The organism is Acholeplasma hippikon, from assembly GCF_900660755.1.
Taxonomy (GTDB): domain Bacteria; phylum Bacillota_I; class Bacilli_A; order Acholeplasmatales; family Acholeplasmataceae; genus Acholeplasma; species Acholeplasma hippikon.
On record NZ_LR215050.1, the window covers coordinates 1,167,337 to 1,180,210 of the forward strand.

The window sequence follows — 12,874 nt, forward strand, 5'->3', positions numbered from 1 at the left end:
ATAGGGCTTTTTTTATTATATAATGAAGGTGCAATAAAAAAGCTTTATAGGAGGAAATTTATGATTGCTAAGAAGTATGACGCATCTAAAGATAAACAATTTCAAATTTTAGATCATACAGGTAAAATCGTTAACGAAAAATTCGAACCGAATTTACCAAAAGAAACATTATTAAAAATGTATAAGACAGCTGTTTTAGGACGCAATGCTGATATTAAAGCATTACAATACCAAAGACAAGGCCGTATGTTAACTTATGCTCCAAACATGGGACAAGAAGCAACACAAATCGGTATGGCAGCTGCTATGGAACCACAAGATTGGAACTCTCCAATGTATCGTGAGTTAAACGCTCAACTATACCGTGGTGTAACATTAGAATCAATCTACTTATACTGGTATGGTAATGAAAGAGGATCAATTAGACCTGAAGGTGTTAAAGTATTACCTACAAACATCATCATTGGTTCTCAATCAAACTTAGCTGCAGGTTTAGCTATGGCAGCTAAAATTAAGAAAACTAACGAAGTAGCAGTATTCACTATCGGTGATGGTGGTACAGCTCACGGAGAATTCTACGAAGGTATAAACTTCGCAGCATCATTCAAAGCTCCAATGGTAGCAGTTATCCAAAATAACCAATATGCTATTTCAACACCAGTTGCTAAAGCTTCTAACTCAGAAACATTAGCTCAAAAAGGTGCTGCATTTGGTATTCCATTCGTTCAAGTAGATGGTAACGATATGTTAGCTATGTACGTAGCAACTAAAGAAGCTTTAGACAGAGCTCGTAAAGGTGAAGGCCCAACTTTAATTGAAGCGTTCACTTATCGTATGGGACCACACACTACATCTGATGACCCATCAATCTACAGAACTAAAGAAGAAGAAAATTCATGGGTAGAAAAAGACCCAATCACTCGCTTCAAGACTTACTTAATCAATAAAGGTTATTGGTCAGAAGCCGAAGATGCTAAACTAATTGAAGAAGTTAACACTGAAATCGGTGAAACATTCAAGAAAGTTGAAAGCTATGGCGCAAACGTTGAATTAATTGAAATCTTCGAACATACTTACGCTGAAATGACACCACAATTAAAAGAACAATACGAAGAACACAAGAAGTTCTTAGAAGGAGCTAAATAATATGCCAATCGTTACATTATTAGAAGCTATCAATCAAGCTCTTGATCAAGCAATGGAAAAAGACCAAAGCGTCGTTTTATTCGGTGAAGATGCCGGATTCGAAGGCGGAGTTTTCCGTGTTACTGCTGGTTTACAAAAGAAATATGGAGTAGATAGAGTATTCGATACTCCAATCGCTGAATCTGCAATCGTTGGTTCTGCAATCGGTATGGCTGTTAATGGCTTAAAACCAGTTGCTGAAATCCAATTTGATGGATTCATCTTCCCAGGTTATACTGATTTAGTAACTCATGCTGCTAGATTCAGAAACCGTTCAAGAGGTCAATTCCCAGTTCCAATGGTATTACGTGTACCACATGGTGGCGGTATTAGAGCCTTAGAACACCACTCAGAAGCTATTGAAACATTATTAGGATCAATTCCAGGATTAAAGGTTGTTACACCTTCTACTCCATATGATGCTAAAGGTTTATTATTAGCTGCTATCAATGATCCAGACCCAGTTGTATTCTTAGAACCAAAGAGAATTTACCGTGCTGGTAAGCAAGAAGTTCCTGCTGAAATGTACGAAATTCCATTAGGAAAAGCTAAAGTTGTTAAACAAGGTACTGACATCACTGTAGTTGCATGGGGTGCAATCGTTCGTGAAGTTGAAAAAGCAATTAAAGTTGTTGAAGCTGAAGGAATTTCAGTTGAATTAATCGACTTAAGAACAATCGCTCCATACGATCAAGAAACAATTTTAAACTCAGTTAAAAAGACAGGACGTTTCATGGTAGTAACAGAAGCTGTTAAGACATACGGACCTGCTGCTGAATTAATCGCTATGGTAAACGAAAAAGCATTCTTCAACTTAGAAGCTGCTCCAGTTCGTTTAACAGGATTCGATATTACTGTTCCTTTAGCAAGAGGCGAACATTATCACTTCCCAAATCCTGATAAGATCGCTGCTTACTTAAGAAACTTAGCTAAAGTAAGACCATAAGGACATAAGGAGAAATAAAAAACATGTTTGAATTTAAATTTGCTGATATCGGGGAAGGAATCCATGAAGGTACTATCCTTAAATGGAACTTCAAAGTAGGAGATAAAGTTAAAGAAGGCGATACATTAGTTATCGTTGAAACAGATAAAGTTAACGCTGAATTACCATCACCAGTTGATGGAGTAATCGTTGCTTTAGGAAAACAAGAAGGAGAAGTTATCCACGTTGGTGAAAACGTAGTTATCATTGACGATGGTAAAGGTGCTCCTGCACCAGCTGCTCCAGCTCCAGTAGCTGCTGCACCTGCTCAAGAAGCTCCAAAAGCTCAAGCTGCTTCAGCTGACGTATACGATTTCAGATTTGCTGATATCGGTGAAGGTATCCATGAAGGAACAATCTTAAAATGGAACTTCAAAGTTGGAGATTCAGTAAAAGAAGGCGATACTTTAGTAGTTGTTGAAACTGATAAAGTTAACGCTGAATTACCTGCTCCAGTTTCTGGAACAATTCTAAAGATTGGTAAAAATGAAGGCGAAGTTATTCACGTTGGTGAAACTGTTGTCTTAATCGGTGAAAAAGGTGCTACATTAGCTGCTGCTCCAGCTGCTCCAGCAGAAGCTCCAAAAGCTTCTAAAGGTGCTGGTGTTGTTGGTGAAATTGAAGTATCTGATGAAATCATCGGTGGATCACATGAAGAAGTTGTTTCTACATCAACAGGTAAAGTATTAGCTTCACCAGTTGCACGTAAACTTGCTGCTGACTTAGGTGTTGAAATTTCAACAGTTAAGGGAACAGGTGAACAAGGACGTGTATTAAAAGATGACGTTCAAGCTGCTAAAGCTCCAGTTGCACAAGCTGCTCCTGCTCAAGCTGCTCAACAACCAGCTGCTGCTCCTAAAGCTGCTGCTGCCGCTCCAGCTAAACCACAAGGTGATGTTGAAGTTGTTAAGATTTCAAGAGTACGTAAAGCTATTTCTAACGCAATGGTTAGATCAGTTTACACAATTCCTCATACAACTTTAATTGATGAAATTAATGTTAATGCATTAGTTGAATTCAGAAGTAAAGCTAAAGGTGTTGCTGAAGCTAAAGGCATTAAATTAACTTACATGGCATTCATCGCTAAAGCGGTTGTTATTGCCTTAAGAGAATTCCCAACATTCAATGCTTCATTCAATCATGAAACAGATGAATTATACATTAAGAAATATATTAACTTAGGTATGGCAGTTGATACTCCGGACGGATTAATCGTTCCAAATATCAAGAATGCTCAAAACTTATCAGTATTCGAATTAGCTAGCCAAGTTAGAAAATTAGCTGATGATACAATCGCAAGAAAGATCTCATTAGATCAACAACAACATGGTACATTTACAATCACTAACTTCGGTTCAGCTGGTATCGCATTCGGTACTCCAGTAATTAACTACCCTGAATTAGCAATTTTAGGTGTAGGTAAGATTGAACAAAAACCAGTTGTTGAAAATGGTGAAATCAAAATCGCTTCAGTATTACCATTATCATTAGCAGTAGACCACAGAATTATCGATGGTGCTGATGGTGGTAGATTCTTAAGCAGAATTAAAGAGTTATTAACTAACCCTACATTATTACTATTAAGCTAATTAAGCTAAGGAGATTATCATGGCTAAACAATACGATATTATTGTCGTAGGTGGAGGACCTGGTGGCTACGTAGCTGCTATTAAGGCTGCTCAACTTGGGGCAAAAACAGCTTTAGTTGAAAAAGAAAATGTTGGAGGTATCTGTTTAAATCACGGATGTATCCCAACAAAGACTTTCTTAAAATCTGCTAAAGTATTTAAGACAATGAAACATGCAAACGACTATGGTGTAACAGCAAGTGGCGAAATCGGATTCGATTGGTCAAAAATTGTTTCACGTAAAGATGGCGTTGTTAAGCAATTAACAGGTGGCGTGGCATTCTTATTAAAGAAAAACGGCGTTGACGTATATAACGGATTTGGTGAAATTAAATCAGCAAATGAAGTTGTAGTAAACGGCGAATCATTACAAACTAAAAATGTAATTATTGCAACTGGTGCTTCAGCAATCGTTCCTCCAATTCCAGGAGTTGAAGATGCTTACAAGAAAGGTATTGTTGTAACATCAAGAGAATTACTAGCAGTTAAGAATTATCCTAAATCAATCTTAATCGTTGGTGGTGGTGTTATTGGTGTTGAATTCGCTACAGTATTTAATTCATTTGGTTCAAAAGTTACAATCATTGAAAAGATGGATGGTATCTTACCAACTATGGATGAAGAAGTTCGCGTAGCATATACTAAGACATTAAAGAAAGATGGTATCGAAATCTTAACAGGTGCTGAAGTTAAATCAGTTAGCGATCATAAGTTAACTTATAACTTAGCTGGTCAAGATGTAACTATCGAAGGTGATTTAATCTTAATGGCTGTTGGTACACGTGCTAACTCTAAGGGTCTTGAACACTTAGGATTAGAAATGGATCGTGCAAACATCAAGACTAACGAATACTTACAAACTAACGTTCCTGGCATTTATGCAATTGGGGATGTTAATGGTAAATTCATGCTTGCACACGTTGCAGAACATGAAGGTATCGTTGCTGTTGAACACATCCTTAAGAAGGGTCATCAAAAGATGGATTACGATAAGATTCCATCATGTATCTACGGTTCACCAGAAATCGCTGCTATCGGATTAACTGAAAAAGAAGCGAAAGCACGCGGTATTGACTATAAAGTTTCTAAAGTTCCACTAGCAGCTGTTGGTAAAGCATTAGCTGATGGTGAAAAAGAAGGCTTCATCAAGTTAATCGTTGATAAGAAATACTTAGAAGTTGTTGGTGTTCACATCTATGCATACAATGCAACAGAATTAATTTCTGAATTCTCAGTTGCTATGGCATCAGAAGCTACAGCTTATGAAATTGCTCATGCAATTCATCCACATCCAACATTATCTGAATTATCATTAGAAGCTGCATTAGGCGCTATTGATAAAGCAATTCATATCTAATTCATAAGAACACTTACCCGATTGGGTAAGTGTTTTTTATTATTTATATAATAAATTGCATAAATAAGGTATAATTGAATATTGAAGGAGGAGGATTATTATGAAACTATTTAAACGTATATTACTTCAAGTATTAGGATATTTTATTATGTCTTCAGGAATTGCCTTGATTTTACATGGTAAACAAGGTGCATTTCCTTATGATGCAATTTCTTTTTATTTAGCCGAACTGATACCGGTTGATTTTTTAACTGTTGGTAGAGCATCATTTATTATTGGTATTTCATGGACTATTTTAAATTTTATTTTAATTAAAAACTGGCGTATATTTTTCAGTTTAATTGTTGTCTTTTCAATAGGATCATTTATTGATTTCTTTGATTTAATTGTGTTTAAAGGATTTTATCCAACAACATTTTTCATGAATGCACTTATTAGTGTTGTAGGACTTGTCATTGTATGTTTTGCAGTAGGGATTGTTGTGTTAAATAAAAGTTTACCTGCCGCACCTAGTGAAATTGCATTAGTTTATTTGAGTTCTAAGATTAAAACAGGTTGGGTACCAAAAATTATTATTGAAGGTGGCCTAGCAGTCATTGCAGTCATCTTAGGTTTAATATATGGTAATTTATTTCAAATTGGATGGTTTACGATACTTTGTGCATTTGGCTGTGGACCGATGATTAACTTCTTTAGAAAAATATTAATTAAATATATTCCGGAATACTAAAAAACCCGATTTCTATCAGGTTTTCTTATTTTGTTTGAATGGCGTAACCTTAACTGTTAAAATAAACTTAAGGGGGAAGTACAATTGAAGAAAATTATATTAGGGGTTATCTTTATCTTTACATTATTCATGCTTATAGGATGTAGTACAAGTGGTGTACCAGCAGATAGAGATGATGATGCAAATGTAGGAGAGTTGGCTCAAGAAGTTACTGAACCAAATAGAAAACTGATTTTTAAAGTTACTATGGGGGTTTTAGTAGATGATGTTGAGGCATATGTTATTCATATTAAAAAGGCACTTAATAGTGATGAATGGATTGATAGTGAATCAACCTCATTAAATGAGAGTCGTTTAGTTATTCGTGTGAAGACAACACGTTTAGATAATTTCTTAGATGAAATTAGTAATGGAAATAAAGTGACGCAATTTGAAAAGACAGCACAAGATATATCTAAACAATATGTGGATATTGAAACTCAAATTTTAAATTATGAATTACAATTAGCTAGACTTCAAGAACTTTACGAAAATGCAAGTCTATCTGAAATGATTTTTATCAATGAACAAATTAGTAAAGTTCAATCTGAACTAGCTAGATTAAAAGGAAATTTATCTAATTTTGATAGTTTGGTAGAGTATTCAACTGTAACGCTTTCTGTAAGCTCAAATCCAAAAGATGTAGAAAAACCTAGTTTCTTTAACCAATTAGGAAATTCGTTCATGAAAGGTGTAGACCTTTTAGTAGCGGCATTCAGAGGTATTTCAAACCTTGTGATGTTCTTCCTTCCAATAGGTGTCATTGTAAGTGGTGTAACATTTATTGGATATAGAATCAGTAAAAATAAAAAGATGAAAAAATTATTAAAACAACAAAAAAAGGATAAAGAAAAAGGGGAATAATTTCCCCTTTTTTATTCGAATAATATTTGATATATTTCTGGATGTTTCTTGAGTAATTGATTTAATTCTGTTGGATAACATTTTAATCCAACTAAAGAACTAGAAATATTTAATGCAAGTGTACCTTGATGGATGACTATAATATCTTCAATTGTTCCATAAGCAATACTAGCTTTTACTCGATAATCACCTAAATTTTTATCAATGGTTGATTTTGGACTTTCACCATAGTTCCATTGGTATGTTAAGTAACGTTCTTGTTTTAGGTCTTCAATTCGTTTAATATCTTTATCAGATAAAGTATGTACTTGATCAGAAGGGACTAAACGTTTTAAAATATAATCTTTAATTTCTTCAATGGACATATTTGTATATTCAGATAAATTAGTTACGGTTGAACGGTTAGATTTCACGCTGATACTTTCAATTGATGTATCTTTTTGTTTAATAACACCATTTAGTTTTTCAAGGTTCGAATTAAATAATAAAGTACCGTGATGAAGCAGTCTATCACCAATCACAGATTGGGCATTACCACTAATTTTTTTACCATTAATTTTAATGTCAGATTTTCCTTCAAAGCGCGCATCAATGCCTAATTCATTCAGTGCTTTAATTAAATCTTCAGTCATTAATTTATAGTTATTAATTTTCCCTTTGGCAGATGTGATGTAAGAATAATTTAAGTTACCAAGATCATGAAAAACAGTTCCACCACCAGAAATACGTCTGACTAATGGAATATGATTTTTAACGACGAAATCTAAATTAACCTCTTCAAATACGTTTTGGTTTCTACCTACAATAATTGAGGTATCATTTTGCCAAAGTAAGAAGATATCTTCATCTTTATAAATGTTTTTTAAAATATATTCTTCCCATGCTAGATTAAAGTATGGGTCAGTTGAAATTGAAAGAATTGTCTTCATATATATCACCAGTATTTATCTTATCATATAAAACATGATAAATGATAAAATAGATTTAGATATAGAGGGATTATGAAAACATTATTAATTTTTAACAGGAAATCAGGTAAAGGAAAAATAAAAAAAGATCTTTATTACATTAAAGATTTTTTTGCGTCAAAAAATAAGGTATTAGACCTTTTAGAATTAACGAGTGAAGTTGATATTGTTAAAGAAGTTGAAATAATTGGTGCTTCATATGAAACCATCATTATTTCTGGTGGTGATGGGACAATTCATGGTGTTGTTAATGGTGTGATGAAAATAAATAAAGAACTTAGACCAAAGTTATTATTCTTACCTTATGGCACAACAAATGATATGGCGCATATGCTGGGTATTAGTAAAAATATAAAGAAAAGTTTAAAGACTTATGAAGAAAATGTATGTAGAATGATGGATGTTCATCTAGCAAACGATGAATATTTTATCTATGCTGCTGCGGTTGGAAAATTCTCAAGAGTAAGTTATGAAATTGATAGACGAACACTAAGATACTTAGGACACTTTGGATATTTCTTAAACGTGTTTAAAGATGTCTTTGTCCCATTTAAAATAGATGCGAAGATTATCACTAAGGACGAAACCTATGAGAAAAAGACCTTCTTTATGATTATGGGGGCAGGGGATAGAATTGCGGGATTTAGATTAACAAAATTCGGTAAAGCAACAAAACTAAATAGTGGTTTGGTAGGGTTTAGAGTTTTTAATAGACGTCATTTTTTAAGTTGGATTAAGATTGGATGGTTCTATTTATTTAAAGGGAAACACTTCAAAAGTGACCTTCATTTAGATACTGATGAAGTAAAAGTTGAAATAGATGATAAGTATGTTTGGAATATTGATGGGGAAAAAGGACCAAAAGGTTCACTTACAGTTAAGGTCTTTAAGGAAGAAATTTGCATAATAGTTAAGAAAGAGAAAACGCAAATCTATTTTTAGTGCTTTCTTATAGGTTGTGATAATATTGTATCGGTAAGAAGGAGGATATAGGATGGATAACATTTTAGAAATAACAGATTTATCAAAATCATTTGGTGAAGTTAAAGCTGTCAACCACATTAGTTTTGATGTAAGACGTGGAAGTTTATTTGCGTTTTTAGGTCAAAACGGTGCTGGAAAATCAACAACAATTAAAATGATTACGACACTGCTTAAAAAAGATACAGGAAATATTTTATTAAATGGCAAGGAAGATGAAGCCTATTTTAGAGAAAAAATAGGTGTTGTTTTTCAGGATAATGTATTAGATGGTTTATTAACAGTCAAAGAGAACTTAATGTTAAGAGGTGCTTTCTACTTAAAAGAGAAAGAAAAAGTTGAAGCTAGATATGAAGAATTAATGGCTAAACTTAATTTAAAAGAAATTGAGAACCAAAGATTTAAAACACTATCTGGTGGACAAAAAAGAAGAGTTGAAATAGCAAGAGCGTTATTCTCAAATCCTGAATTATTAATTTTAGATGAACCAACAACAGGTTTAGATCCTGAAACAAGATTAGTGGTTTGGGAAGTTATTAATAAATTAAGAGTTGAAGAAGGGGTAACTGTTTTACTAACAACGCATTATATGGAAGAAGCAACGAATGCTGATTATGTAGTGATTATTCATAAAGGGAAAATAGTTGCCAAAGGATCACCTTCTGAATTAAAAGATGCACATAGTAAAGATTACTTTAAATTAGTTCCACATAAAAAAGCTGAATTAGTTAGCTACTTAGAAAAAGAAAAACGTGATTTCTTTAAAAAATCTGATGTTTATTATATTGAAATTAAAGATACAAAAGATGCTATTGGTTTAATTGTTGACTTAAAAGAAAACATTAGAAACTTTGAAGTGGTGAATGGTACATTGGATGATGTGTTTGTTAAGATTGTAGGTGAACAAAATGTATGAAGTCATTAATTTAGTTAAACGTGATTTAAAGTTATATTTAAGAGATAAGTTATCAGTTTTCTTTTCATTACTATCTTCAATTATTTTATTAATCATCTATGTATTATTTTTAGGTAATTCAGTTGGTGGAGAACTAAAAGAACTTTTAACTAATAGTGAGTTAAAATTTATGGTTTACTCAAATATGTTAGCAGGAATCTTAGTATTAAATACAATAACGATTCCACTTGGTGTATTAGGGACAGTCGTAACGGATATGCAAAATAATCAATTAGATGCATTCTTAGTTACACCAGTTAAAAGATATAAAGTAATTCTAGGCTATTATATAGCTTCATACTTAATTACTTTAGTGTTATCGATTGTTATTTGGTTATTTGCTGTTATATTAATGGGAACTGTAACGGGTATTTATTATGATGGAGCAACAGTATTATCAGTGATTCTTTTACTACCAATCTTCATTTTAATTTCTACATCATTCATGGTTCTATTAACTACATTTATTCCATCAGTGAACGCATTTGGTGCAGTATCAGGTATTTTTGGTAGCGTCATTGGGTTTGTTTCAGGAATTTATATTCCGCTCACATCAAGTGCTCCAAAAGCATTAAATTATATAAGTTCATTATTACCATTCACGCATATGGGAACAGCATTCAAACAATTATTAATGCAAGGCTCTTTAGAGTTACTTGCGGATTTAACAAATAATAACCAAGATTTATTAGCACAAGTCAAAGATTCGTTTGGTATGAACGTCATTGGTTTCTTAGGTATGGATGTACCATTATTCTATTTAATCTTAGGTTCATTAGTCTTAGCTGGTGGATTATTCGCATTATCAACCATAAGATTAAACAAAAAAATGCAAAGATAAAAATAAAACTTCAAACACTATGGTTTGAAGTTTTTTGTTTTATTTTGAAACAAATTTCTTTTCGTTTTCTTTTTCATCTCCGACCACGTTAATTGTTGTGTAACCAATATTAATCAAGTGGTCGCCAATTCTTTCTAATTGGCTTGTGAAATCATAGAAGAACTTAGAGTGTTCTAAACTACATTCTCCTGTACGTAGACGAATAACGTGATTATTTTCGAAGTCTGATTTACTCTTATCTATAACATATTCTAATACAGATAATTCATTTAACTTTTCAACGGCATCATTTTGATAAATGTCTTCAGCTAAATCATACATTAATAAAACTTGGTCAGTCATTTGATTTAATTCAGATTCTGCTGCACCAGAGAACTTAGAACCAACCTCAACCATTTCTTCAACGATTAAAATGAAGTTATGTGCGTGGTCGGCTATACGTTCTAAGTCATTAATTAAGTGATATAATTTACCAATTTCTAATTCATCTTTATAACTTAGATGTTCACCTGATAATTTAACTAAATATAGCGAGATAGCGCCATTTAAGAAGTCAATTGTCTCTTCGTTCTTTTTCACAATATCAGGATTAATTGGTGTTTGAGATTTAATCGATTGGAAAGATAAAATTAAGTTTTCTTTTGTTAAATCAAACATGCGTTTAACTTCTTTATGAAGAGCTGTTAAAGCAAACGATGGTGTGACTAATAATTTTTCATCAATAAATTGTAAATTCATACTTGCAAGACTTGTTGTATCATCTTTAATAATCTTTTTAGAGAATTTTTCTAATTGATTTACAAATAGAATTGCAATAAATGCTGTAGATACATTGAAGAAGATTTGGAATAAAGCAACTTGGAAGTTTGGATTTACATTATTTAATAAGCCAACAATCTCATCTGTAAAGATCCATAAGATTGCAGTAAAGACGATTGTACCTAATAAATTAAATATTAATTGAATAAATGCTAAACGTTTAGCATTAGCATTACCACTTAAGGAAGCAATAATACCAGTTGAAGTTGTTCCTACTTCAGCACCTAAGACAATATACAATGCATATTCAAGTGGAATGGTTTGACTAGAAACAAGAATAATAGCTAATCCAACCACTAAAGTAGAAGAGTTAACAAGTATTGTGAATAAAATACTTATGATAATCAATAAAACAGGAAAATTAACGGCTTGGAACGCACTAGAGATAAAATCCTTCATCTCTGGTGTTTGGAAAGAACTAGAGGCAAAATTCAAACCAATAAAAATTAATCCAAACCCAACAAAAATTTGAGCGAACTTTTTCGTTTTTGTTTTTTTAGCAAACATTTCCATTAAGACACCAACAAGTGTAAATAATGATAAATAAATTGCATATTCAACTGTTGCAAAACTTGAAATCAGTGCGGTTAATGTGGTACCTATGTTTGCCCCTAGGACAATTGCGATTCCCTGAGCAAGCGATAGTAAATTAGCATTTAAAAATGAGATTGTCATGACTGTCACTAATGTACTTGACTGCATAACAGCTGTAATAAATGCTCCAAAACCAAAGGACAAGAATCTATTATTAGAAACCTTAGAAAGACCTTTTTGCATGCGCTGAGATGATATATTTTCTAATCCTGCTGACATCTGATGAATTCCAACTAAGAAGATAGCTAGTCCAGATAACAAGGATACGATACTAGTAATGATTTCCATATAAACTCCTTTATTATTTAAATGTTAACCAAACTTATTATACATCAACTGAATAAAATGCAAGGAATTTTATAATGAAAACTATGAAAATAAAATCAATTTAGGTTGAAAGTGAATAATTAAACTACAAATAGCTAGACTAATCATTTAGTTAAGTGAATCTAAAAAAATGGCTTAATAAAGCCAACGATATAAGTGGAAATTAACAGTAAAAATTCGTTCTGAAATTAGTTTTATCGCCTTAACAATTCAGTTAAAATAAGTTTAGTAGTTAAAATTCAATCAGTTTATATTTAACCATATATATTTATATATATGGTTATTTATTTTTTATAATGTCATAAGGTATGATACAGGTATAAATTTACTATACGCTAAAGTGATAAATCGATAACATGAAAAAGTGCTTTTTAAAAGGAGATACAATTAAATTGAAAATTGAAAGAAAGTGAAAGTGATTTTCCATAAAAAAAGACTATTTGGCTATACAAAAACATTAACCTTATGAAAGATAAAAATGCTTGAAAGTTATGTAAGCATTTACATGGTTGAATAAGTTGCAAATCACTTTTCTATCCCTTATAATTCATCATACTCAATCATGACGGGGAATAAGGAAAAGCCAAATGCTTAATAATTT

At 32.4% G+C, this 12,874-nt stretch carries 11 protein-coding genes; 9 read left to right on the forward strand and 2 right to left on the reverse strand.

The window, feature by feature from the left end; genetic code table 11:
- Positions 1–60 precede the first annotated feature (60 nt).
- The 6 genes from pdhA (at position 61) to EXC59_RS05785 (ending at position 6,788) form a co-directional block, all read left to right on the forward strand.
- The gene (pdhA, locus tag EXC59_RS05760) at positions 61–1,146 is read left to right on the forward strand and encodes a pyruvate dehydrogenase (acetyl-transferring) E1 component subunit alpha (RefSeq protein WP_035370078.1); all 1,086 of its coding nucleotides are present in this window, start codon (positions 61–63) and stop codon (positions 1,144–1,146) included.
- A gap of 1 nt (position 1,147) precedes the next feature.
- On the forward strand, positions 1,148–2,131 hold the full coding sequence (locus tag EXC59_RS05765; protein WP_035370079.1) for an alpha-ketoacid dehydrogenase subunit beta: 984 nt from the start codon (positions 1,148–1,150) through the stop codon (positions 2,129–2,131).
- A gap of 23 nt (positions 2,132–2,154) precedes the next feature.
- Entirely contained in the window at positions 2,155–3,759 is a 1,605-nt protein-coding gene (locus tag EXC59_RS05770; RefSeq protein WP_084145298.1) for a 2-oxo acid dehydrogenase subunit E2, read from the forward strand.
- Positions 3,760–3,778: 19 nt separating this feature from the next.
- Positions 3,779–5,155 carry a dihydrolipoyl dehydrogenase gene (gene lpdA / locus EXC59_RS05775; protein ID WP_035370080.1) on the forward strand — a complete coding sequence of 459 codons (1,377 nt, stop codon included), beginning with the start codon at positions 3,779–3,781 and terminating at the stop codon, positions 5,153–5,155.
- A 100-nt stretch (positions 5,156–5,255) separates the two neighbouring features.
- On the forward strand, positions 5,256–5,885 hold the full coding sequence (locus tag EXC59_RS05780) for a hypothetical protein (protein WP_035370081.1): 630 nt from the start codon (positions 5,256–5,258) through the stop codon (positions 5,883–5,885).
- 84 nt (positions 5,886–5,969) lie between these two features.
- Positions 5,970–6,788 carry a DUF4349 domain-containing protein gene (locus EXC59_RS05785; protein ID WP_035370082.1) on the forward strand — a complete coding sequence of 273 codons (819 nt, stop codon included), beginning with the start codon at positions 5,970–5,972 and terminating at the stop codon, positions 6,786–6,788.
- Positions 6,789–6,799: 11 nt separating this feature from the next.
- Here EXC59_RS05785 and EXC59_RS05790 read toward each other — a convergent pair whose 3' ends face one another.
- Positions 6,800–7,717, reverse strand: coding sequence for a lipoate--protein ligase family protein (locus tag EXC59_RS05790; protein WP_035370083.1), 918 nt, complete (start codon positions 7,715–7,717; stop codon positions 6,800–6,802).
- 72 nt (positions 7,718–7,789) lie between these two features.
- On the opposite strand from EXC59_RS05790, the gene EXC59_RS05795 reads away from it, so the two are divergent.
- From EXC59_RS05795 to EXC59_RS05805, 3 genes are read left to right on the forward strand one after another with little or no spacing between them, the layout of a single operon-like run.
- Positions 7,790–8,698 carry a diacylglycerol/lipid kinase family protein gene (locus EXC59_RS05795; protein ID WP_035370085.1) on the forward strand — a complete coding sequence of 303 codons (909 nt, stop codon included), beginning with the start codon at positions 7,790–7,792 and terminating at the stop codon, positions 8,696–8,698.
- A gap of 52 nt (positions 8,699–8,750) precedes the next feature.
- Positions 8,751–9,653 (forward strand): ABC transporter ATP-binding protein, encoded by a 903-nt coding sequence (locus EXC59_RS05800; RefSeq protein WP_162164092.1) that lies wholly within the window; start codon positions 8,751–8,753, stop codon positions 9,651–9,653.
- Positions 9,646–10,533: an ABC transporter permease gene (locus EXC59_RS05805; protein ID WP_035370087.1), complete on the forward strand. Its 888-nt coding sequence runs from the start codon at positions 9,646–9,648 to the stop codon at positions 10,531–10,533. Before EXC59_RS05800 ends, EXC59_RS05805 begins: the two co-directional genes overlap by 8 nt.
- Positions 10,534–10,572: 39 nt before the next feature.
- Here the strand turns inward: EXC59_RS05805 and EXC59_RS05810 are convergent, their stop codons facing one another.
- Positions 10,573–12,234: a Na/Pi cotransporter family protein gene (locus tag EXC59_RS05810; protein ID WP_035370089.1), complete on the reverse strand. Its 1,662-nt coding sequence runs from the start codon at positions 12,232–12,234 to the stop codon at positions 10,573–10,575.
- Between the last annotated feature and the right edge of the window lie 640 nt (positions 12,235–12,874).

Excerpts from the sequence above, each read along its gene's own strand:
- pdhA (WP_035370078.1), top strand. The coding sequence starts at position 61 with ATGATTGCTAAGAAGTATGACGCATCTAAAGATAAACAATTTCAAATT.
- EXC59_RS05765 (WP_035370079.1), top strand. The coding sequence starts at position 1,148 with ATGCCAATCGTTACATTATTAGAAGCTATCAATCAAGCTCTTGATCAA.
- EXC59_RS05770 (WP_084145298.1), top strand. The coding sequence starts at position 2,155 with ATGTTTGAATTTAAATTTGCTGATATCGGGGAAGGAATCCATGAAGGT.
- lpdA (WP_035370080.1), top strand. The coding sequence starts at position 3,779 with ATGGCTAAACAATACGATATTATTGTCGTAGGTGGAGGACCTGGTGGC.
- EXC59_RS05780 (WP_035370081.1), top strand. The coding sequence starts at position 5,256 with ATGAAACTATTTAAACGTATATTACTTCAAGTATTAGGATATTTTATT.
- EXC59_RS05790 (WP_035370083.1), bottom strand. The coding sequence starts at position 7,717 with ATGAAGACAATTCTTTCAATTTCAACTGACCCATACTTTAATCTAGCA.
- EXC59_RS05795 (WP_035370085.1), top strand. The coding sequence starts at position 7,790 with ATGAAAACATTATTAATTTTTAACAGGAAATCAGGTAAAGGAAAAATA.
- EXC59_RS05800 (WP_162164092.1), top strand. The coding sequence starts at position 8,751 with ATGGATAACATTTTAGAAATAACAGATTTATCAAAATCATTTGGTGAA.
- EXC59_RS05805 (WP_035370087.1), top strand. The coding sequence starts at position 9,646 with ATGTATGAAGTCATTAATTTAGTTAAACGTGATTTAAAGTTATATTTA.
- EXC59_RS05810 (WP_035370089.1), bottom strand. The coding sequence starts at position 12,234 with ATGGAAATCATTACTAGTATCGTATCCTTGTTATCTGGACTAGCTATC.